This is a genomic window from Rhodococcus sp. NJ-530 (genome assembly GCF_003860625.1).
Taxonomy (GTDB): domain Bacteria; phylum Actinomycetota; class Actinomycetes; order Mycobacteriales; family Mycobacteriaceae; genus Rhodococcus_F; species Rhodococcus_F qingshengii.
This window is the reverse complement of sequence record NZ_CP034152.1, coordinates 4,945,584-4,966,178: the sequence shown is the minus strand read 5'-3', so window position 1 is coordinate 4,966,178 and position 20,595 is coordinate 4,945,584. Positions and strand designations below refer to the sequence as shown.

The 20,595-nt window shown below is 63.7% G+C and carries 22 protein-coding genes; 11 read left to right on the top strand and 11 right to left on the bottom strand.

Annotated features, from left to right (window positions below; all coding sequences use genetic code 11):
• Positions 1 to 181 precede the first annotated feature (181 nt).
• Complete coding sequence (locus EHW12_RS23030; RefSeq protein ID WP_125051832.1) at positions 182 to 1,579, top strand: YncE family protein; 1,398 nt, start codon at positions 182 to 184, stop codon at positions 1,577 to 1,579.
• Positions 1,580 to 1,671: 92 nt separating this feature from the next.
• On the opposite strand, the gene EHW12_RS23025 is transcribed toward EHW12_RS23030, so the two are convergent.
• Positions 1,672 to 2,061 (bottom strand): YccF domain-containing protein, encoded by a 390-nt coding sequence (locus EHW12_RS23025; RefSeq protein WP_003939919.1) that lies wholly within the window; start codon positions 2,059 to 2,061, stop codon positions 1,672 to 1,674.
• A gap of 33 nt (positions 2,062 to 2,094) precedes the next feature.
• Positions 2,095 to 2,322, bottom strand: a complete 228-nt coding sequence (locus tag EHW12_RS23020) for a hypothetical protein (RefSeq protein ID WP_003940194.1) — start codon at positions 2,320 to 2,322, stop codon at positions 2,095 to 2,097.
• A 215-nt stretch (positions 2,323 to 2,537) separates the two neighbouring features.
• On the opposite strand from EHW12_RS23020, the gene EHW12_RS23015 reads away from it, so the two are divergent.
• Positions 2,538 to 2,951 carry a cold-shock protein gene (locus EHW12_RS23015; protein WP_007733502.1) on the top strand — a complete coding sequence of 138 codons (414 nt, stop codon included), beginning with the start codon at positions 2,538 to 2,540 and terminating at the stop codon, positions 2,949 to 2,951.
• Between the two features lie 88 nt (positions 2,952 to 3,039).
• On the opposite strand, the gene EHW12_RS23010 is transcribed toward EHW12_RS23015, so the two are convergent.
• The 3 genes from EHW12_RS23010 to EHW12_RS23000 form a co-directional block, all read right to left on the bottom strand.
• A complete protein-coding gene (locus EHW12_RS23010) occupies positions 3,040 to 3,507 on the bottom strand; it encodes a DUF2771 domain-containing protein (protein WP_223304425.1) in 468 nt (155 codons plus the stop codon).
• A 26-nt stretch (positions 3,508 to 3,533) separates the two neighbouring features.
• Positions 3,534 to 5,228 (bottom strand): MFS transporter, encoded by a 1,695-nt coding sequence (locus EHW12_RS23005; RefSeq protein ID WP_223304424.1) that lies wholly within the window; start codon positions 5,226 to 5,228, stop codon positions 3,534 to 3,536.
• Between the two features lie 69 nt (positions 5,229 to 5,297).
• Positions 5,298 to 6,140 carry a glutaminyl-peptide cyclotransferase gene (locus EHW12_RS23000; RefSeq protein WP_241199032.1) on the bottom strand — a complete coding sequence of 281 codons (843 nt, stop codon included), beginning with the start codon at positions 6,138 to 6,140 and terminating at the stop codon, positions 5,298 to 5,300.
• A gap of 38 nt (positions 6,141 to 6,178) precedes the next feature.
• Between EHW12_RS23000 and EHW12_RS22995 the strand changes: the two genes are divergently transcribed.
• The 3 genes from EHW12_RS22995 (at position 6,179) to EHW12_RS22985 (ending at position 10,299) form a co-directional block, all read left to right on the top strand.
• On the top strand, positions 6,179 to 7,000 hold the full coding sequence (locus EHW12_RS22995; protein WP_030535360.1) for a DUF3027 domain-containing protein: 822 nt from the start codon (positions 6,179 to 6,181) through the stop codon (positions 6,998 to 7,000).
• Positions 7,001 to 7,068: 68 nt separating this feature from the next.
• A complete protein-coding gene (locus EHW12_RS22990) occupies positions 7,069 to 9,741 on the top strand; it encodes an ATP-binding protein (RefSeq protein ID WP_125051830.1) in 2,673 nt (890 codons plus the stop codon).
• A 6-nt stretch (positions 9,742 to 9,747) separates the two neighbouring features.
• On the top strand, positions 9,748 to 10,299 hold the full coding sequence (locus EHW12_RS22985) for a phosphatase PAP2 family protein (RefSeq protein ID WP_042921691.1): 552 nt from the start codon (positions 9,748 to 9,750) through the stop codon (positions 10,297 to 10,299).
• On the opposite strand, the gene EHW12_RS22980 is transcribed toward EHW12_RS22985, so the two are convergent.
• Positions 10,289 to 11,329: an iron-siderophore ABC transporter substrate-binding protein gene (locus EHW12_RS22980; RefSeq protein WP_125051828.1), complete on the bottom strand. Its 1,041-nt coding sequence runs from the start codon at positions 11,327 to 11,329 to the stop codon at positions 10,289 to 10,291. The two genes, EHW12_RS22985 and EHW12_RS22980, sit on opposite strands and share 11 nt — an antisense overlap.
• Positions 11,330 to 11,419: 90 nt before the next feature.
• Positions 11,420 to 11,677 (bottom strand): DUF2530 domain-containing protein, encoded by a 258-nt coding sequence (locus tag EHW12_RS22975; protein WP_007733492.1) that lies wholly within the window; start codon positions 11,675 to 11,677, stop codon positions 11,420 to 11,422.
• Between the two features lie 102 nt (positions 11,678 to 11,779).
• On the opposite strand from EHW12_RS22975, the gene EHW12_RS22970 reads away from it, so the two are divergent.
• The 3 genes from EHW12_RS22970 to EHW12_RS22960 all read left to right on the top strand — a co-directional run bounded on the left by EHW12_RS22970 (position 11,780) and on the right by EHW12_RS22960 (position 15,119).
• Positions 11,780 to 13,234, top strand: a complete 1,455-nt coding sequence (locus EHW12_RS22970; RefSeq protein WP_003940242.1) for an NCS2 family permease — start codon at positions 11,780 to 11,782, stop codon at positions 13,232 to 13,234.
• 65 nt (positions 13,235 to 13,299) lie between these two features.
• The gene (locus EHW12_RS22965; protein ID WP_003939901.1) at positions 13,300 to 13,731 is read left to right on the top strand and encodes a MarR family transcriptional regulator; all 432 of its coding nucleotides are present in this window, start codon (positions 13,300 to 13,302) and stop codon (positions 13,729 to 13,731) included.
• A gap of 80 nt (positions 13,732 to 13,811) precedes the next feature.
• Positions 13,812 to 15,119: an MFS transporter gene (locus tag EHW12_RS22960; RefSeq protein ID WP_125052714.1), complete on the top strand. Its 1,308-nt coding sequence runs from the start codon at positions 13,812 to 13,814 to the stop codon at positions 15,117 to 15,119.
• Here the strand turns inward: EHW12_RS22960 and EHW12_RS22955 are convergent.
• Positions 15,103 to 15,651 (bottom strand): hypothetical protein, encoded by a 549-nt coding sequence (locus EHW12_RS22955; RefSeq protein WP_003940103.1) that lies wholly within the window; start codon positions 15,649 to 15,651, stop codon positions 15,103 to 15,105. The genes EHW12_RS22960 and EHW12_RS22955 overlap by 17 nt on opposite strands.
• Before the next feature lie 70 nt (positions 15,652 to 15,721).
• On the opposite strand from EHW12_RS22955, the gene EHW12_RS22950 reads away from it, so the two are divergent.
• Genes EHW12_RS22950 through EHW12_RS22940 form a run of 3 tightly spaced genes read left to right on the top strand, consistent with a single transcriptional unit; the run spans position 15,722 to position 17,424 of the window.
• Positions 15,722 to 16,312 (top strand): TetR family transcriptional regulator C-terminal domain-containing protein, encoded by a 591-nt coding sequence (locus tag EHW12_RS22950; protein WP_037128521.1) that lies wholly within the window; start codon positions 15,722 to 15,724, stop codon positions 16,310 to 16,312.
• Positions 16,313 to 16,360: 48 nt separating this feature from the next.
• Complete coding sequence (locus EHW12_RS22945; protein ID WP_003939731.1) at positions 16,361 to 17,167, top strand: RNA methyltransferase; 807 nt, start codon at positions 16,361 to 16,363, stop codon at positions 17,165 to 17,167.
• Complete coding sequence (locus EHW12_RS22940; protein ID WP_030535366.1) at positions 17,164 to 17,424, top strand: DUF2537 domain-containing protein; 261 nt, start codon at positions 17,164 to 17,166, stop codon at positions 17,422 to 17,424. Before EHW12_RS22945 ends, EHW12_RS22940 begins: the two co-directional genes overlap by 4 nt.
• 20 nt (positions 17,425 to 17,444) lie before the next feature.
• On the opposite strand, the gene EHW12_RS22935 is transcribed toward EHW12_RS22940, so the two are convergent.
• The 3 genes from EHW12_RS22935 to serC form a co-directional block, all read right to left on the bottom strand.
• Positions 17,445 to 18,230 carry a hypothetical protein gene (locus tag EHW12_RS22935; protein ID WP_042921685.1) on the bottom strand — a complete coding sequence of 262 codons (786 nt, stop codon included), beginning with the start codon at positions 18,228 to 18,230 and terminating at the stop codon, positions 17,445 to 17,447.
• Positions 18,231 to 18,282: 52 nt separating this feature from the next.
• Positions 18,283 to 19,224, bottom strand: coding sequence for a septation protein SepH (gene sepH, locus EHW12_RS22930; protein WP_125051826.1), 942 nt, complete (start codon positions 19,222 to 19,224; stop codon positions 18,283 to 18,285).
• A gap of 200 nt (positions 19,225 to 19,424) precedes the next feature.
• Positions 19,425 to 20,546: a phosphoserine transaminase gene (serC, locus tag EHW12_RS22925; protein ID WP_007733484.1), complete on the bottom strand. Its 1,122-nt coding sequence runs from the start codon at positions 20,544 to 20,546 to the stop codon at positions 19,425 to 19,427.
• Between the last annotated feature and the right edge of the window lie 49 nt (positions 20,547 to 20,595).

Below are 20,595 nucleotides of genomic sequence, written 5' to 3'. Positions count from 1 at the left end.
AATGTGAGCAAGGTCACACGTTATGTGGAAATAGAATTTCGGGCGATTGAGAGGTGTGTCGATCCGCGCCCAGGGTGTGGCCCGTGTCTCAACATCGAGATTGAAACTTAGGTTAGGTTTGCCTGACTTGCCTCGATTGGGCAGGTTTCGCAGAGTCTTCCAAAGAAGTAGGGCACCCCTCATGAAACTGCAATACCGTCGGCGTGCGGTCACCGCGTCGCTCGCCGTCGCCGCTGCTGCTGTCGGCCTGGCCGTCACTGCTCCCGCTGCACACGCCTCACCCGAGGATCCGACACACGGTGTTGTCGGAAGCTATACCGCAACCCAGCCCGGCGACATCGTCGTCGACTCGGCAACCCACCGCGGATACATCACGCAGTACGGCGGACCGACCAGCTCGTTGTCCGTCGTCGACACGAACACCGGCAAGTCCGTCGGCACCATCGACGGCGTCGTCGGTTACCCGTCGGCACTTGCCGTCGACTCAAGCCTCGGACGCGCATACGTGTCCTCCTCCTACGGCGGCGCGATCTCGATTGTCGACACGAAGACCGGGAAGGTCGAAAAGACGGTCACGCTGAGCGAGAAGAACCCCGACGGCTCGCGTCCGCAGATCAACGATGTCGTCGTCGATCCCACAACACACCGCGCGTACTTCTCGGACTACAAGTCCGGCAACATCCGAGTCGTCGACCCCAACGCCGCCGACGCCGTGTCGAGCATTCTGGTCCACAAGTCGGCAACGCCGACCAAGCTCGCCTTCGACAGTGTCCGCGGCTTCCTCTACATCGCGGACACCAACTTCTTCGACGAGAATTACGGCCGCACGCTGTGGCAGGCGGACGTACGCAAGGGCGGAGCACTCAAGTCGATCGTGCGTGCCGACAACCTCTACCCGGTCGACGTCGATGTCGACACGAACACCGGCAACATCTACATGACCGACACCCGGGCAACCAACCTGTGGGCGATCACCCCGGCCGGCGCGATTCTGTCGAAGACCACGCTGTCTCCGACCGCGATTCCCAACGGCGTGGTCGTCGACGCTGCGGCAGGCATTGCATATGTCGCGGACGTCATGAACGGACACCTGTGGTCGGTCGATCTGACGACCCGCGCCACCACCGCTCTGACCGATACCAAGGTTCCGGCACTGGAGAAGGTCAAAAACCTCGCGCTCGACACCTCGACCGGCGCCATCGCGTCGACGACCAACGGGGGCAAGGTGACAGTCGTTGCCGCGTACCCGCTACCCGCGACCGTCGAATTGCCTGCCGCTCAGGTAGGTAAGGCATATTCGCAGAAGCTCACTGCCGCCGATGCGCGCGCAACCTTTGCACTCACCAGTGGCACTCTGCCCGGCGGACTGTCCCTCGCACAGGACGGCACCATCTCGGGTACCCCCACCGCTGTCGGCAGCGTCACCGTCGAGATCACTGCGAAGAGCGTGCTTTCGCGTGCTTCGAGCGTGACCATCGTGGTCTCCGAGGGGCCGGTCGGCCCCGTCGATCCGGGCAACCCGGGAACGGGTACCGGTTCGCTCGGTAACCTCCCCGGACTCGGTAGCCTCGGGCGCTAGATCCGACCTGATACGAGAGAACCCGACCACAGCACCTGCTGTGGTCGGGTTCTTCGGTCTGCGAGGCCGCTTTCGCGTAACGCGATCGACGACTATGCGTAATTCACCCGGTCCACGTCGACGATCTCCTTGCCGAGCGGCATCAGCGAGATCGGAATCATCTTCAGGTTCGCGACCGCGAGCGGAATTCCGATGATCGTGATCGCCATCGCGACGGCGGTGACGATGTGTCCGATCGCCAACCAGATACCGGCGATGATCACCCAGATGACATTGCCGATCATCGAACCGACACCAGCGGTCGGCTTGTCGACGACGGTCTTACCGAACGGCCACAGTGCGTAGATGCCGATGCGGAATGCCGCGATTCCGAAGGGAATCGTGATGATGAGGATGCAGCAGATGATGCCTGCGGCGAAGTAACCCAACGCCAGCCAGAAGCCGCCGAAGACCAGCCAGATCACGTTCAGGAGGATTCTCATGGTCAGTGACCTTTCGGTTGGAGGCGGGAGTGATCAGCGCACGCGTCGACCGGATCTGAGCGTGTAGACGATGGCCAGAAGGAAGCCGATCGGGCACGCGAGTGCTACCAGGTACAACGCCAGGCCGGGTGGGGTGTCGCTGAAGATATGGACTGCGAAGATGGCCACGATCGCCAGGAATCCGACGATGAACAGTGCCATCGCCGTACGGAACAGACCGTTTCCGGTGCCGGAAGTGCGCGGGTTCGGTTGAGGGTCCACACCTACGAGGATAGTGCCTGTAAACCTGGGTGCCGACCCGGGTTCGTCACAGGTAGACTGTTAACAGACTGCGCGCCCCGCTGAAGCAAGTGTGGGGCGCGTTCTTTTGCATTCTTCCACCGGAAGCGATGCGAGCAAGGCCATGAGGCTCTTCCGAGAGCCTCCCGAGCACATTGGGGCAGACGCCCCAGTCGAGTGATGAGCAGGTGAACGCGGTGCCGACCGGCAAGGTGAAGTGGTACGACGTCGAAAAGGGTTTCGGCTTTCTGTCGCAGGAAGAGGGCGAGGACGTCTACGTCCGTGCTTCCGCTCTCCCCGAGGGCGTCGAAGGCTTGAAGGCCGGCCAGCGCGTCGAGTTCGGAATGGCTGCGGGCCGCCGCGGTCCGCAGGCACTGAGCCTGAAGGTACTCGAGCCGGCGCCGTCGTTGCGCGGCGCGACGGCGACGCGTCGTGAGCCCGTCGAGCGTAAGCACACCCCTGATCAGTTGCACGGCATGGTCGAGGACATGATCACGTTGCTCGAGGCGAAGGTCCAGCCGGATCTGCGCAACGGCAAGTACCCGGACCGCAAGACCGCTCAGCGGATCTCCGAGGTCGTCCGGGCCGTCGCTCGCGAGCTCGACACCTGATCGCTCGATACGAGCTGCCATACACGGCTTCGAAACAAAATGCCCTGCACACCAATCGGTGTGCAGGGCATTTTCGACGTTCCGGGGATCAAGCGGTCTTGATCGACCAGATCAGCAGTCCCTGTTCGCTTCCCTCACCGACGGCGAGGTGGATTTCGACGCCGACGAGTTGCTTGACGGGATCGCTCGAAGACTCGACCGTCACTGCCAGGGCCTCGCCGGGCTCGAAGACTCGGGGCTCACCGGTCTGGTTGCCGTCGGCATCCTCGTAGACGGCGAGCAGTGCCCACTGCGCATCCGAGACGTCCGTCGACAACGACAGCTGCAGCGGGTAGCCCGCTGGAACGTCGAGTGCGTAGATGTCGCCCACCTGGGCGCACTGGGACAGGTCGATGGTGCAGAAACCGGCAGGGTTCGTTTCGATCGTCTTGCCGTGTGCGTATGCAGTGATGACCGGCAGCTTGTCGGGGTCGTCGTTGATGTTCTTGATGATCACGAAAAGAACGGAGACGTAAGCAACCAGTGCCACCACCATCAGGACACTGATCGCTGCCACGATCTTCTTTGTTCTCGAGCGCATCATCACTGCGGAGTACTTCCTTGTCCTCGGTTGGATTTACCGGTGTAAATCACTTCGGTCACTTCTTGTTCGGCCAGATCGGGTCGCTTCCCGCCGAGGCCGGGCAGGAGGCTGCTTCCTCGGTAGCTCAGGAAGGTCTGCAGAAGCCCGATCGTCAGGAACACCGATACAACAGTGAACCCGATCCAGTATTCGGTCGGAAGCAGAACCCCCAATGCGCCGCCGAGTACCCAGCTCAGCTGCAGAACCGTCTCGGATCTACCGAATCCGGACGCGATCGATTCCTCGGGCAGGTCGTGCTGGAGTGACGCGTCGAGTGAGACCTTGGCGAGCGCGCTGGCGGCCGATGCGATGAGCGTGGCAAGCGCGGCCGTCATGAGGTTGTCCGTCAGAGCTGCGATCACCGCGATGATCCACACCGACGCAGTACACCGGAGCACGATCAAGGCAGGCCGGCCGAGCTTGAGGCGCGCACCCGTGGCATTTCCGGCGAAGTTACCCAGACCGGCTGCTGCGCCGACCAGGCCGAGCATCATGGCCTGCTGGAGCGGCTCGTGATCGGTGCGTGATTTGGCGACGAACGCGATGTAGAGCGTCAGGAAGCCGGTGAGCACGCGAATGGTGCCGTTGCCCCAGAGTCCGATGATCACGGCGCGTCCGAGAGGCTGACGGACCTTGGCAGGTTTGGCGTCCGGCTGCGGTGGGGCGCTGCCGGCGTGATGCGCTTCGTCCGGGTGGTAGGTGATGGTCGCGGGAACCTCACCCTCGGTGACCTCGACCCACGACGGGATTCGCATGCTCAGATATGCGCCGAACACGGTGACGGCGACCGCGAACCACAAGGCGCCGGTGGAACCGAAAGCCAGCGCGAGCGCACCTGCGACAGCGCCGGCCCCGATCGTTCCACCGATCAGCCCGAAGACCGTCAGACGCGAATTCACGCGCACCAGGTCTATTTCCGGTGGTAGGACGCGTGGTGTCACTGCGCTCTTGAGCACCGAGAACGATTTACTGAGCACCATCATGCCGAGCGCGGCCGGATAGAGGATCCAACTGTCGAAGTTGAAGACCAGGATCACCGCGAGGAGCGTCCGGATTCCGAACGACGACGCGAGTGCGATGCGGCGTCCGCGCTGCAACCGGTCGAGCATGGGGCCGATGAGCGGTGCGATGACCGCGAACGGTGCGATCGTGATCAGGAGATAGAGCGCGACCTTGGTCTTGTCCTCGCCCGTCGCGGCCGAGAAGAACAGCGTGTTGGCCAGAGCGACGGAGATCGCCGCGTCGGTCGCGTTGTTCGTCATCACCGCGTAGGTGAGAGCGGTCAGACCGGACTTGTCCGCGCCGTCGGCCTTCGCCGCGCGCTGGAAGGTCGCGATGCCCTTGTTCGTCAGTTCGCGGCTGCGCATCGCTGCGACGCGAGTGACGGTGAGCTTGCGAGGCATCGGTGGAGCCTTGGGAGCGTCCGCCCCCGGCGTCTTCGAACCGGCCGCGGATTCGGAGTCTCCCCGCGATTCGGGAATCGGATGCAGCGGTGGCAAAGGCGTGCGACGGGCAGCGGGACGGGCCGAAGGTGGGTAATTGTCCGGGCGGGCCGCGGGTGGGTAATTGTCGTAACCGGGGTGCACCTGTTGCCCCTCCGGCTCGTCGTGGATTCGCCGAGTTTCGGGGTCGTAGGGTTCGCGCGGTCCGGTCACCACTCAATTCTGTCCTAGTGTCGGCGCGGCTACCACGCACACCCCTGCGAGTCCTGTGTCATGTCGGACTCAGTTAACAAAACGGACTTCGAACATCTGCGGCCAATACTTGCCGGTGAGCAGGAATCGATCGGTACCGGGAATCTGCGCGATGCCGTTGAGAACGTCGACGGTGCTGGTCGATCCGTCCGTCGATCCGTCCGCGACGAGTTCTTCGCGTAGCGGCGAAGCGTCGTACACGTTCGTGACGCTGCCGTCCGACGGGTCGATTCGGACGACGGTGTCCGTGGTCCAGACATTGGCGTAGACGGAGCCGTCTTCGGCGCATTCCAATTCGTTCAGCTTGCCGACGGACTCCGAAGATCTGGTGACGTCGACGGTCGAGATCGGCGCAAAGGTTTCGGGATCGCGAAAGGTCAACGTGGCCGAACCGTCGCTCGAGACAATCCGATCCCCGAGCGAGCAGATTCCCCATCCCTCGGTGTCGAGTGGGAACCGCCCCCGTTCGGTCAAGGTGTCCTTGTCACGGGCGATGGCAACGCCGTCTTTCCAGGTGAGTTGCCACAGTGTGTCTCCGGCGACCGTGATGCCCTCACCGAACAACGGCGGGTCGAGATCGGCACGCGCAACTTCCGGTCCCGAAGCGGGGGACTGCTCGTCGGAGATCTCGCTCGAGCGCACCCAGGACTGCCCGACGCGTCCGGTGCTTTCGTACAACCGGTTTCCGTCGATCTCGAGGCCCTGCGTGAACGCGTCGGGATCGTGCGCGGACACTCGAACGATCTCGACGGAGCCGGTTTCGGACGTGAGGTTGTCGGGAGCGCCGGGGGAATCGGAGCACCCCGCCAAGGCCGAGGCGATCACGGCGACCACTGCAAAAGTGCGCACGGAATTGGCGTGTGACCTACTCATCTGCCCAGCATGGCAGCCCAGTGCGTTGCGGACTTGCGGTGGTGCGGCAAACTGGAGGAGTGAGTGTTGCTACTTCTCCAGAGCGTGCAGTGCCGCGCCCAGTACTGGCCGATGCGGTCGAGCTTGCCCGAAAGGCAGTCGTCGACCTGCATGAAGGCGGTGTGGGGGCATACCTCGGCGTGACGTCGGAGGACGAATTTGCCGCCACCCATCGATTTGCAGCAGACATTCCGGGATACCGCGGTTGGCAGTGGGCGGTTGTCGTCGCTGCCGGACCGGAGGACACCCACGCCACGATCAGTGAGTTGGCGCTGTTGCCGGGTCCCGACGCGTTGGTTGCGCCGGAATGGCTGCCATGGGATCAGCGGATTCGTCCCGGCGATCTGTCCGTCGGTGACCTACTCGCCCCGCCGGCCGAGGATCCTCGCCTCGTTCCCGGCTACGTCGCCACCGGTGACCCGGAAGTCGACGAGGTAGCTCTCGAAATCGGGCTCGGCCGCAAACAGGTCATGAGCCGCGAGGGCCGACTCGATGCCGCGCAGCGTTGGTTCGACGGTGACTTCGGCCCGGAGTCGGAGATGGCGAAGGCCGCGCCGTCGACGTGTGGACTGTGTGGATTCTTCCTTCCACTCGCCGGTTCGCTGCACGCAGCGTTCGGTGTGTGCGGAAACGAACTCTCCGCAGACGGCCGTGTGGTCAGCGTGTCCTACGGTTGTGGCGCGCACTCGGACACCAGCCTGCCGCTCGGTGCGGGCTCGCCGCAGTTCGACGCATTCGACGACGGGGCCGTCGAGCTGATTGCGGTGCCCGCTCGCCCGTCGAGCGCTGTTGCAGTTGAGGATTCGGTATCCACCGAGTAGAAGATCCGTTCGGTACGGACGCACTCCGCGAGGCGACGCTGCGCGCGTGGTCGGAATCTCCGACGCGATTGCGTGAAGACGCGGCTGCGGAATCCGACCTCGCAAAGGCCGGGTACCGCGACCGTCTGCTCACCGAACTGGCGCAGAACGCTGCCGATGCAGCTGCACGCGAGGGCGTCCAGGGCTCTTTGTGGGTGGATGTGGACGGTCGGACGCTGACGGTGGCGAACACGGGCCGTCCACTGGACGAATCCGGTGTACATGCGCTGACCGCGCTGCGCGCGTCGAACAAGGTCGACGCCGACGAAGGTGTGACGGGACGGTTCGGCGTCGGATTCTCGGCAGTTCTCTCGGTCAGTGACGAGGTGGAACTGCGCTCGTCGACGGGATCGATTCGATTCTCTGCCTCGCACACTCTGCGCGAGATCGAGTCTCGCGAACTCCCGGTGCCGGAAACCGGTGTCCCCGTACTTCGTTTGGTGTGGCCGTCTGGCGAATTGCCGAGCGATGGTGCTGATTCGGAAGTGGTGCTGACGCTTCGGCCGGACGTCGATGCCGCGGCGCTGCTTTCGCAGATGACACGTGAGGCAGTCGACCTGCTGCTCGAACTCCCGGCTCTCGGATCAATTCGTCTGGGTGAGAAGACTTTTCGGCGATCGGAACGGGTGCTGGATTCCGGCCTCGTCGAGATCGCGATCGGTGATCGCACGTGGTGGCAGTACACCGCGCCGAACGCGCGATGGTTGGTGCCGGTCCGCGACGGGGTCGTCGAGCCGGTCGCAGACGACGTCCTGCGGGCGCCGACGCGATCCGACGAGGAACTGTCGATCCCCGCGATCATCATTGCCGACATTGCAATGCAACCCGATCGGCGACGCCTCATGCCCGCTGCACCGATCGCTCCGCTTGCCGAGGGGTACGCGAAGTTCCTTGCTGCACTACCTCCTCGGCAGCGAACGGCACTCGTTCCGATCCCTGCCTTTGCCCGCAGTGAAACGGATTCGCTTCTGCGCGAAGCGCTTCTGAAGGAGCTGCAGGAAAACGAGTGGCTTCCGGTGGTCGGTGAGCCCGACCGCGCGCCGCAGCGAGCGTCCGTGGTGCCCGGGCTCAGTGATGACCTTGCCGAGTTGCTCACCGACATCATCGGTGGCCTGGTTGTCCCCGAGCTCTCCGGCCCCAAGCACGAGCGAGCGCTCGCGGCGGTGTCGACACACCGCATCGGGCTCGCGCGCATCGCCGAACTGCTCAGCGGTTCGGAACGTGAACCCAAGTGGTGGAATCGCCTCTATTCGGCTCTCGAGCCTCTGGTGATCGACACTCTTGCGGTGGAAGAGCTTGGAACACTGCCGGTTCCGCTCTCCGACGGACGGACGGTGACCGGGCCGCGGACCGTCGTCGTCGGCGTCGAACTGGGCGAAGACGCGCCGTCGGTGGAGTGGACGAGGTTGGTTCATCCCGTCGCGGTTCACCCGTTGCTGTCTCGATTGGGAGCGCAGACCGCGAGTGCCACCGACCTGCTGTCCGATCCGGCGCTGCGCGCATTGATCGAAGATGCTGCGGACCAAGATGATTCGGTAGCGACGGAGTTGGCGCAAGTGGTGCTCGGATTGGCGGCCCACGTGGCGCCAGGGGCGCTGCCGTCGTGGATCGGTGAAGTGCTACTTCCTGATTCGGAGGGCGAATTGCGGTCCGCCGACCAACTTCTGCTTCCGGGAGCTCCCCTTGCAAGCGTCCTGGTCGAGGATTCTCCCTTCGGCATCGTCGACGCTGATTTTGTTCAGCAGGTGGGGGAGCAGGCGCTACGGGTAGTCGGTGTCGGGTGGGGTTTCACGGTGGTCCGTGAGGAATTGCCTTCCGGCCCCGATCACGATCTCGACGCCGAAGACGCATGGTGGGACACCCTCGACGAGGACCCCGAATACATCGAAGCCGTGCGCGATCTCGACCTCGTGGACGAAGACCGCTGGCCGCAGGCGTTGTCGCTGCTGGTCGAGTCGCCGGCGACACGGGCGCTGCTCACCGACCGTCGTGGATACACGGCGTGGTGGTTGCGTTCGAATGCCGAACTCGGCGGTGAGGTGCTGGGCTTGCTGCGCGCTCCGGGCGATCGCACCTTCGAGGGATTGCTCGATGCTGCCGAACACCCCGACGCCGGATTCTTCTCCGGATTGCTGGCATCGGATACCGTCGACGATCCGGAACTGGCTCAGCTGCTGCTCGATCGGCTTGCCGACCCACTACGGATGCCGGCCTCCGCCGTCGTCGCGCGGACGCACCGACTGCTGGGTGAGGCAGCGCAGCGACGGGTTCTCGACCTGGAGGAACTGCACCTGCCTCCGTTCGTGCGAGGCCTTTCCGGCGATCTGGTCGATCCCGGCGACGCCCTTGTCCTCGACCGACCGTGGCTGGGAGCGGCACTACCTGCACAACGAGTCGTGCTCGGCAGCTTCGAGACGGCCGACGCACTGGCAGATCTGCTCGACGTCGCGACGGCGTCCACGTCAGTCCATGGACGAGTGAGCAGCACCGGCGTCGTGACGACGTGGGCGAACGAACCGCAGGCAGTTCTCGGCTTCGCAGCCCTCGGCCGTGAGGTACCCAGCGGCGAGGTAGTGATCCATCACGAACTGTCGGTGGAACTGACGGGGGCGGTCGAGACGACGGTGATCGTGCCGTGGTGGGTGGACTCGGACGGCGTTCATCACGTGATGCGTACGTGGACTCTGCCGCAAGGAATGTGAGGGCAGATGTCTTTTGATCAGTGGGTACTCGACAGCGCAGTGAGTCAGCGGACGGCGTGGCTCGTGGACGTCGTCGACGTCATCACCGACAGCGGCGGAACCCTCGCGTCGTGGCTGATCGCGACGCTGCTCACGATCGTGCTTCTGGTTCGGGGACTACGCACCGAAGCTCTGCTGATCGCCGGATCGATGTTGACCGGTCTGCTCGTGATGAGCGGATTGAAGCGCATCTTCACGCGAACCCGTCCACCCCTGCCGGAGCGGTTGATCGAAATCGATTCGTATTCGTTCCCGTCGGGCCACGCGATGATGAGCGCGATCCTCGCGACTTCGGTTGCCGCCGTGATCCTTCGTCTTGCCTTGCCGAGGCTCGCGAAGACGGCAATGCTCGCGAGCCTCGGCCTGTACACGATCGCCGTCGGATTCTCCCGCGTCTACCTGGCTGCCCATTGGATGACCGATGTACTGGCAGGTTGGGCGTTCGGGATGATGTGGGCCGGGGTGTGGATCTGGGGAACCGCGCAGATCAGAAAGCGCCGGGCGCTGGTTACTTCGTGAGTTCGGCGAGTAGTTGGCTCGTGGCCCACGGCAAGCTCAGTGCCGAGCTCGCGGTCAAGGCCGCACCGACCTGCGGAGCCTGATCGTCGTTGACGTAGACGACGCGATTGTCCTTGACCACGTCGAGTTGCTGGAAGCCAGGGTTGTTTCGGACCGCCTGTGCGGCATCGGGATTGCCGATGACAACGAGACGGTCCACGTCGAGAAGATCCAGTCGTTCGGTGGAGATCGGCGCGTAGAACTCACCGTTCATCAAGGCCTCGACCGCGGGAGCAGGTTTGAATCCGAGACTGCCGAGAACCCGTCCGCGGGCGTCCTCGGAGGAGAAGGCGTAGAACTCCGGGGTCGCGTCGACGCTGATGATCACCGCGGTCTGGTCTGCAAATTCCGGGTGAGCGCTTCTGGCGTCGGCGAACTGCCTGTCGATATCGGCGACCAACTTCTCGCCGTCGGCTTCGCGGCCCACTGCCTTCGCTGCGGTCTTCGTCGTGATCTGCCACGGAGTTGCGTAGTCGCCGTAGGCCGGATCCTTCGCGACGGTCGGGGCGATCGCGGAAAGTGTGCTGTACAGGTCTTTGTCGATGCTCGAGTAGAGCGCGAGGATCAGGTCGGGCTCGAGCGCAGCGATCTTTTCGACGCTGATCGTGGTTTCGGGATTGCTGCCGACGACGGTCGGTTCGGTTCCGCCCCAAGGGCCGGTGACCCATGGCCACGTGCGGTTGACGTCCGGTTCGCCCGGGTACTGGTTGACCATTCCGACGGGCTTGATGCCAAGAGCCAACAGAGCCTGCTCGTCGTTGTAACCGACGGTGACGATCCGTTGTGGTTCGGAATCGATCGTGGTGCTGCCGAAAGCGTGATCGATCGTGACGGGGAAGGCGCCACCACCGGAACTCGACGGACTACTTGCTGCGTCGTCGTTCGAACTGCAGGAGACGAGTGCTGTGCCGACCAGGGCGACCACAGCAACGGATGTCAGTCTCGTCCAACGTCCTCGGCTTTTCCAACGATTTCGGTGGGAGATCTTCACGGCTACGTGGTTCCTTTCAGCATTGACAAGCTAAGACCGACACTGGAGTGCAGGGTAGGCTTACCATACTGAAAGGGTGAATCGACCTGCTCAGTCGACCAGACCGGCGCCCTGCTGTGCGCCCTTGTCACCGCGCACAGCTGCGCGTCGTTGAATGGAGAACAGAGCGAAGCCGAGGAAGCCGACTCCGATACCCGCGTAACAGATCGGGAGTGCATCCGACCAACGATCGCCGCTCACCGCGACCACGATCGTGGCGATCACCCACAACGCGGTGCCGATGATCAGTGCCGGCGCGGGTGCGGACAATTTGCCGATCAGGCCTGTTGTGTTGCGAGTCTCCGTCACAAAATTAACGCTACCCGTACCCCGGTGGCCTACTCTCCCTAGTGCGACCGGCTTCATGTGCGCCGGCACACGGCGACCTACAGCGATGGGGAAAGAACAAACATGGCGGCACCCGGCAAGATCCTCGACACCTATTTCAAGATCAGCGAACGAGGGTCGACGATCTCGACCGAGATTCGCGGCGGTGTCGTCACCTTCGTGGCGATGGCCTACATCGTGGTCCTCAACCCCCTGATCCTCGGCAGTTTCTCGGCTGACGACGCTGCAGCGAAGACCGACGTTCTCGGCAACATCCTTCCGGTCAACCAGGTGGCTGCGGTCACCGCTCTGGTTGCCGGCCTGATGAGCATCGTCTTCGGTGTCGTTGCCAACTATCCGTTTGCCATCGCCGCGGGTCTCGGCATCAACAGCCTGCTCGCCGTCACAATCGCACCTCAGGTCACCTGGCCCGAGGCGATGGGCCTGGTGGTCATCGACGGTGTGATCATCGTTCTGTTGGCACTCACCGGTTTCCGAACTGCGGTGTTCAATGCGATTCCCTCGGCATTGAAGTCCGCGATCGCGGCCGGTATCGGCATGTTCATCGCCTTCATCGGACTGGTCGACGCCGGATTCGTCCGCCGTATCCCCGATGCCGCCGGTACGACGGTTCCCGTCGGACTCGGAATCAACGGCTCCATCGCTTCGTGGCCGACCGTGGTGTTCATCTTCGGTGTGCTGCTCATGGGTGTTCTGGTAGTGCGCAAGGTTCGTGGTGGACTGCTGATCGGCATCGTCGTCACTACGATCCTCGCTGCGATCATCGAGGCAGTTGCCGACGTCGGACCCTCGCTCGGAACCAACCCCAAGGGCTGGAACCTCAGCATCCCCGCGATCCCGGAGATGCTCGGTGGTATGCCTGATCTGAGCCTGGTCGGCGACGTCAGCATCTTCGGCGCATTCACCCGCATCGGGGTTCTGGCCGCCAGCCTGCTTGTCTTCACCCTCGTGCTCGCGAATTTCTTCGACGCCATGGGCACGATGACGGGTCTCGGTAAGGAAGCCGGCCTGACCGACAAGGACGGAAACCTCCCCAACGTCGGTCGCGCGCTTGTCGTCGAAGGCGCGGGCGCGATCGTCGGCGGTGGCGCTTCGGCGTCGTCGAACACCGTGTTCGTGGAATCCGCGTCGGGTATTGCCGAAGGCGCCCGCACGGGCCTGGCAAACGTCGTGACCGGACTGCTCTTCCTCGTCGCGATGTTCCTGACGCCGCTCTACTCCGTCGTGCCGATCGAGGCAGCTGCGCCTGCCCTCGTCGTCGTCGGTGCGCTGATGATCGGGCAGGTCCGAGACATCGATTTCACCAAGTTCTCGGTTGCTCTCCCGGCGTTCCTGACCATGATCGTCATGCCGTTCACCTACTCGATCGCCAACGGCATCGGCGTCGGCTTCATTTCATGGGTGGTCCTGCACGCTGCCAGCGGTGGTATCAAGAAGATCCACCCGTTGCTCTGGATCGTGGCGGCACTTTTTGTGGCCTACTTCACTGTCGGACCCATTACCGACGCCCTTACGTGAAATCAGGGTTGACCGGTATTCGATTACGTGAGCTACCGGCCAGCTCTTGACGTATTGTCTGACGCGTGACCACCGAAACTCGTGCGCTGGCCAGCGATCTTTCCCTGGCTGTAGTGCGTCTCACCAGGCATCTGCGCGGCCGCAGAGTCGACGCTCAGGTATCGCTGACGCAACTGTCCGCCTTGGCGAGCCTGGATCAGTACGGCCCGATGACTCCTGGCGTACTCGCAGCACGTGAGAAAGTGCAGCCGCCGTCGATGACGCGCGTTGTTGCTTCTCTCGCCGAGCTCGGTCTGGTCGAGCGCTCGCCGCATCCCACGGACGGTCGTCAGATCATCGTGAATCTGTCCGACGCCGGGCAGGCGTTGCTCGCGGACGAAACCCATGCGCGCGAGGCGTGGATGAACGAGCAGCTGGCCGGGCTGGGTGGCGAAGAACTCGCGACGCTGCGCGGTGCCGTCGAGATCATCACCGAGATGGTCAACAAGACGGAGTAGCTCCGCTACCTAGAGGTCGTTGCCCAAACGAATTACTCGAGGGGCAAGATAGTGGGGTGCCCCGAGACCCCGATTCCGGCATGTTTGCCGCGCTCCACAACCGCAACTACCGCCTTTGGGCTTCCGGACAGATCGTTTCTCTGGTCGGCACGTGGATGCAACGCATCGCCCAGGACTGGCTGGTACTGACGCTCTCGGACGGCAACGCGCTGGCGGTGGGCATCGTCATGGCCTTGCAGTTCGGCCCGACGCTGTTCTTGTCGGTGTGGGGTGGGGTGCTTGCCGATCGGTACGACAAGCGTCGGATCCTGATCTTCACGCAGTGGGCGAGTGCGGTATGCGCACTCGTGTTGGGCCTGCTGGACGTCGGTGGGCTCGTCGCGTTGTGGCATGTCTTCCTGATTGCCTTTGCCCTCGGCTGTGTCTCGGCGCTCGACGCACCCGTGCGTCAATCGTTCACCATCGAAATGGTGGGCAAGGAACACCTGTCCAACGCCATCGCGCTCAACTCCATGACGTTCAACACGGCCCGCATCGTCGGTCCGGCCATCTCGGGTGTGCTGATCAACCTGATCGGAACAGGGTGGGTGTTCCTGCTCAACGTCGCGACATTCGGTGGGGTGCTCATCGCGCTCTACCTGATGAACAAGAAGGAGTTGATCCCGTCGGAACCGGCCCCGCGCACCAAGGGGCAGGTGCGCGACGGGTTCCGATATGTATGGGGCCGCAAGGACCTTCGCGTGATCATGGTGTCGGTCTTCATGGTCTCGACCTTCGGCCTGAACTTCGCGATCAGCCTGGCGGTGATGGCGCGCAACACGTTCGGCCTCGAGGCCGACGGTTACGGATTGCTGTCCACGACGCTCGCCGTGGGCACCCTTGCCGGCGCTGCGTACGCCGCAAGACGGAAGGAAGCGCCGCGGTTGCGGACGTTCCTCGGTGCCGCCGTGGCTTTCGGTGTGTTCGAGGTCGCGGTGGGATTGATGCCCACCTACGCGTTGGTGGCGCTGATGTTGATCCCCACGGGCGCACTGACGTTGACGTTCACGACGTCCGCGATGAACATCCTGCAGATGTCGGTGCCTTCCGAGATGCGCGGGCGGGTGATGGGTATCTACATGCTCAGTTTCCTCGGTGGCACACCGCTGGGAAGCCCGTTCCTGGGTTGGCTCGCCGACTCCGTGGACCCACGTGCGCCCTTGATCGTGGGCGGAGTGATCTCGCTCGTCTCGGGCACTGTGGCCGGGGTGTACCTGCTACGCAGCGAAGGGCTGAAACTTCGTCTTGCGCGACCGGAAGACGGTGGCAGGCTGCCGGTTTTCGTCCTGCGTCCGGTGATCGTATGCGACGCGACCGAACAGGCAGTCGAGGCTAGCCGCGCGCCGTGACCTTCTCACGCTTGGGAAACACCGTGTAGCTCAGGGCGATTGCTCCCCAGATTGCGAGTACCACTGTCAGCTTGCTGATCCATCCGTCGAGGGCTCCAGTGCGGGTGGGGTCGTCGACGAGGAAGATGGCCGCGCCGAGAAGTCCGCACGCGACGGCCCAGGCGATCGCGGCTTTGCCGAACTCGCGCCATTCGCGCAGTGCTCGCGCACTCCCGTACTTGGGTGGTGCGACGGGAGCCGGGCCGCCGGCGAATCGGTAGGCGAACCTGGCGTCGGCCCAGGAGATGAGGCTGTGTCCGAACGCGACGGAGAATCCGATGTAGGCCGCGGCAAGCCCATGGGTGAAGTTCGCCTCGCCACCGCCACGAAGATCGAGGGCTGTGGCGACGAGCAGTACGACATCCACCAGGGGCGCGCAGATGAGCAGTGCGGCGCCCAGCGTTTTGCGGCGCAGTAGATAGCGGGCCGCGAGACCTGCGGCGATGAACACCCAGAACATGATTTCGCACGCGATGATCAAGTGGACGATCATGACATCAGCTCATTTCTAGTACGACTGTGTTAGTGATTGAAAACTAGCACAGCTGTGTTAGTTTTGTGAAGTGGTGAAACGTAGCAGTCCGGATGAGCGGCGTGAAGAGATCGCCGAGGCCGTGTGGCGTGTGATCCGTCGAGACGGTGTGGCGAGCGCCAGCGTCCGGGCGGTCGCGGACGAGGCGAAGATGTCGACGGGGTCGCTACGGCACTTCTTCGCGACGCAGTCCGAACTCTTGCTGTTCGCGATGACGCTCGTGACCGTCCGGGTGGAGGAAAGGATTGCCGGCATCGACTTCGATCCCGACATCCGCCGCGCGATCCGTCAGTTCACCGATCAGTTCGTTCCCCTCGACCAAGATCGGCGTGAAGAAATGCAGGTTTGGGAGGCCTTTGCTGCTGCCGCCCAGACCGATTCGGCGTTGACGGCGGTGCGTGACGAGACAGACCGGACCTTGTTCGAGCACTTTCGTTCGTTCGTGGAAGCGGCGCATCGAGCGGGTTTTCTACGGCCGGGTGCCTCGGTCGACATCGAGGCGATGAGATTGCATGCGCTCGCCGACGGGCTCGCGTCGCACGGCGTCGACAATCCCGAGCGAACCAATCCAGAGGTGATCAGCCAGGTGCTCGACGCGCATTTTGTCACGCTGTTGCGTTAGGTCGGGAGTAGTGGTGGGGGCTCGCGGTGCGTACGGCACGATAGACCCGTGGTTCACGTCATCGACATCTCAGATCCCGCCGACCCCCGGCTGGATGACTTTCGCGATCTCAACTCTTCGGATCGGCGCCCCGACCTCCCGGAGGGCAAGGGACTGGTCATCGCCGAGGGAGTGTTCGTCACTCAGCGACTGCTGACTTCGCGGTTCGAGCCGATCAGTCTCCTCGGCGTCGAACGACGGCTCCTGGAGCTCGCTGACGATCTCGACGGTGTGGACGTGCCGTTCTACCGTACGAGCGCCGAAGTGATGGCCGAGGTCGTCGGATTTCACCTCAACCGCGGCGTCCTCGCTGCAGCAGCACGCCCGGCACCGCTCGCGGTCTCGGACGTGTTGAAGGACGCGAAGACCGTCGTGGTCCTCGAAGGCGTCAACGATCACGAGAATCTCGGCTCGATGTTCCGCAACGCGGCGGGGCTCGGTGTCGATGCAGTTCTGTTCGGGAAGGGTTGTGCCGACCCGCTGTACCGGCGGTCGGTCCGTGTGTCGATGGGGCACGTGCTGCGAGTGCCCTTCGCGCATGTGGCAAAGTGGCCACACGACTTGGATGAGCTGCGTGGCAACGGTTTTCAGCTCATTTCCTTGACTCCGAATCCGGAAGCGGTCACTTTGGCCGAAGCGATGACCGGGGAGAAGGTAGCGCTACTGCTGGGCGCCGAGGGGCCAGGTTTGACCGAACATGCGATGCGGGCCACCGATATTCGTGCCAAGATACCCATGGCGCCCGGCACCGACTCGCTCAACGTCGCGACCGCAGCGGCGATGGCCTTCTACGAACGTGTCAGGACCGGCCGGTGACTCAGGACCGCACGCCCTGGTTCACCGGAATCGCGGTGTCGGTGTTCGCAGCCATGCTCTCGACCAGTGCCGTCGCGGCGTTCTGTGTCGCGCTGGGCAACGTGAACGTGCTCCTGGCGGTTGTCGTCAATGTCATTGCGGTAGGCGGACTTGCGCCGACCGTCTGGCGCTGGCGAGCCGTCCCCGTCTGGCGATGGGTGGTCTACGGCGCGGTAGCCGGCGTACCGCTCGGGTGGATCGCAGCGATAGCCGCGTGAACCTGTGAGGCTGCTCGGCGCTACTTGAAGCCGAAGTACCGAGCGAGGCGGCCGCGCGGCTTGGCCACCGGTGCGTCGTGGATCGGCGGCATGTTTTCGGGCATGGGTACCTCTGTCGGCGCCTGCTCGGGCATCGGCGCGGGGGCTGGGGGTGCAGGTTTGGGTGCCTCGCCGGGTCGGTGAATCTTGAAGCCCCACAGGAGAATCTGCGTTGTGTCGAGTTCGTGTTCTCGCGGCGCGCCGGTGTATCGAAATCCCAGCCACTCGAGGTTGGCGGACTCCGCGAACTGTTGCGGGTGGAACGGAAGTGACTGCGGATCAGGCAGGATCCCGGGCGGGTAACGCAGGGGATGGTTGCCGGCCCAGAATTCCAGTTCCCAGGTCTGTGGGATCCCCAGATTTTCGACGATGTCGATCGGGATGGCACTGAACGAGCGTCGTAGCTCGCCGTCCTCCCACAGTGCAAACGAACCCTGCGCGGTTTCGGGGACGGAGCTGATCAACAGCGTCGAGCCACCCTCTGCCGAAAGGTTCCAGGAATCAGGCAGTTTCGAGGGGACGAAGGTGCTGAGTTCGGAGCTGCAGACGACACTCACTCGACCGTACGCGCCGACGAAGACGTAGCCGGGGCTCACCGTCGCGGCCATCGACAGCGGCTGAGGCCCGAGCGACTCGAACTCCTTGTCCGGGTACAGCGACATGGCGATTTTCAGGGCCTCGGTCTGATCCGGCTGTGGGTACCTGCTCAATTCGGTGCGAGCGTCTGCGCCGCCCAGAAACCAGATCGTCGATACCCGTGCAGCCACCGGCAGCCCTCTCTCCTCAGCCTCGCTCGAAAGAAGAATACTTTCCTTCGGGTCAGCGACCGCTGCTGCGGACCCCGAGGAGTACGTCGTCCCACGAGGGAAGAGCAGGCCGTCCGCGCTTGTCCTTGGTCTGCGTCTGCTGCGGAGCGGTTTTCGGGGTCACATCCGGTGCGGGTTCGGGAACCTCTTCGGTGACGTCGGTTTCCGGCTCGACAGCAATCGGTTCGGGCGCCACGATCCGTTCCGCCACCACCGTCCGCTCGGGGACTACTGTGCGCTCGGAAACTGCTGTCCGCTCGGAAACTGCTGCGGGCGCGGGCTCGATCTCCGCCACCGGTTCGACGTCGAATCGGGACAGTTCGAGCTGTTCCGGTTCGTTCGAGACCACCGGTACCAGGCCGCGGAGCGGGCGACCGAAGTCGGGATCGATCAAGTCGAATGCCGCGTCGTCGAGTGCGACGATCGTTCCGCCGTGCGCGTCGGGCTGGTAGCGCCAGTGCGCGGCGTTGGTGGTGCGGCCGGCCTGCCACTGCAACTGCGCGACCCACTGATTGTCCTCGTCGCGCCAGGCATCCCAGGTGGCCTCGTCGATACTGTGGCCGCGGGCGCGGAATGCGTGGGTCACGATTTCGGAGAGGGTGGGAACTGTCGGACCGTTGTCGCGCACCGGGTGTCCGCCCTGCGCCATTTCCGCGGCGCGGGAGCGCTCGAGCAGAACGGGGTACGCAAAGCGCTCGACCTTGCTGATGGGGATCTTCGCTTCTTCGGCGACCTGCTCTACGGAAGCACCGGAACGAATGCGCGCCTGAATTTCGCGGGGACGGAGTTGGCTTTCCATTTCGATCTCAATCTGGCCGAGTCGAGCCACGTCTCCGCGGGAAGCTGCACGAAGTTTGTCATCGGCGGGAAGCCGGAATTTCTGGCCGGTTTCAGCATCTGCGCACACCACATGCGATCCATCGGGTTCAAGTCCGATCACTCGAAGCTCTCGCACATTGACCTCCTTATCGCGCCGGCTCGCGACTTTGCGCCGCGCTCAACTGTAATTCATTCGTGACCATGGACTCGGCAGGACACGCAGGGCGAGATGACCTCGGATCCGCCCACCGGTGTGGTAGCTCACAAGGCCTGGCGCAAACGACGCTCGGCCCCCGACGTCATGCCGGGGGCCGAGCGGTGAAGCAAATGTGAAAATCAGCCGAGCTGAGAAACGACCCAGTCGATGCTCTTGGTGAGAGCGGTGACGTCATCGGGGTCGATGGCCGGGAACATGCCGACGCGCAGCTGGTTGCGGCCGAGCTTGCGGTACGGCTCGGTATCGACGATTCCGTTGGCGCGCAGGATCTTTGCCACCTCGGCAGCGTCGACGTCGTCGTTGAAGTCGATGGTGCCGACAACCTGCGAGCGGTGTGCCGGATCAGCGACGAACGGCGTTGCGAACTCACTGGCCTCGGCCCAGTTGTACAGGCGCGAGGACGAATCCGCGGTGCGAGCGGTAGTCCAGTCGAGGCCGCCGTTGCTGTTCATCCACTCGATCTGGTTGGCGAAGAGCAAGAGGGTGGCCAGGGCCGGGGTGTTGTACGTCTGATCCTTGGAGCTGTTGTCCACGGCGATGGGCAGCGAGAGGAAGTCAGGCGTCCAGCGTCCCGAATCCTTGATCTCCGCGACGCGTTCGAGGGCGGCCGGGCTCATCAGCGCGATCCACAGTCCGCCGTCTGCAGCGAAGCACTTCTGCGGAGCGAAGTAGTAGACGTCGGAATCGGCGACATTGACCGGAAGTCCGCCGGCGCCCGAGGTGGCGTCGATGGCGATCAGTGCGTTCTCCGAACCCGCGGGACGCGAGACGGGGATCGACACACCGGTGGAGGTCTCGTTGTGCGCCCAGCCGATGAGATCGACGGACGGGTCGGAGACCGGCACCGGTGCGCTGCCCGGATCGGCGGAAACGACGATCGGGTCACCGATGAACGGGTTGGCCTTGGCGACCGAAGCGAACTTGGAGCTGAATTCGCCGTTGGTCAGGTGCAGCGACTTCTCGCGGATGAGGCCGAATGCGGCCGCATCCCAGAACGCAGTGGTTCCGCCGTTGCCGAGGACGACCTCGTAGCCCTCGGGCAGTGAGAACAGATCGGCGAGGCCGGAACGAATGCTGGCCACAACGTTCTTGACCGGCTTCTGGCGATGGCTGGTGCCGAACACCGAAGCGCCCACCTCGACCAGGGACTGCAGCTGCTCGGGGCGAACCTTGGAAGGACCGCAGCCGAAGCGTCCGTCGGCGGGCTTGAGGTCGGCGGGGATGATCGGTGTGGAGGTCATCGCTTCTTTCTGTTCCTTCACTTGTGTTCTGTACTACCGTGATTGGCGA

Bases quoted from the DNA above. Each gene is read 5' to 3' on its own strand.
- EHW12_RS23030 (WP_125051832.1), top strand. From the start codon at position 182: ATGAAACTGCAATACCGTCGGCGTGCGGTCACCGCGTCGCTCGCCGTC.
- EHW12_RS23025 (WP_003939919.1), bottom strand. From the start codon at position 2,061: ATGAGAATCCTCCTGAACGTGATCTGGCTGGTCTTCGGCGGCTTCTGG.
- EHW12_RS23000 (WP_241199032.1), bottom strand. From the start codon at position 6,140: ATGAGTAGGTCACACGCCAATTCCGTGCGCACTTTTGCAGTGGTCGCC.
- EHW12_RS22985 (WP_042921691.1), top strand. From the start codon at position 9,748: ATGTCTTTTGATCAGTGGGTACTCGACAGCGCAGTGAGTCAGCGGACG.
- EHW12_RS22970 (WP_003940242.1), top strand. From the start codon at position 11,780: ATGGCGGCACCCGGCAAGATCCTCGACACCTATTTCAAGATCAGCGAA.
- EHW12_RS22960 (WP_125052714.1), top strand. From the start codon at position 13,812: ATGTTTGCCGCGCTCCACAACCGCAACTACCGCCTTTGGGCTTCCGGA.
- EHW12_RS22955 (WP_003940103.1), bottom strand. From the start codon at position 15,651: ATGATCGTCCACTTGATCATCGCGTGCGAAATCATGTTCTGGGTGTTC.
- serC (WP_007733484.1), bottom strand. From the start codon at position 20,546: ATGACCTCCACACCGATCATCCCCGCCGACCTCAAGCCCGCCGACGGA.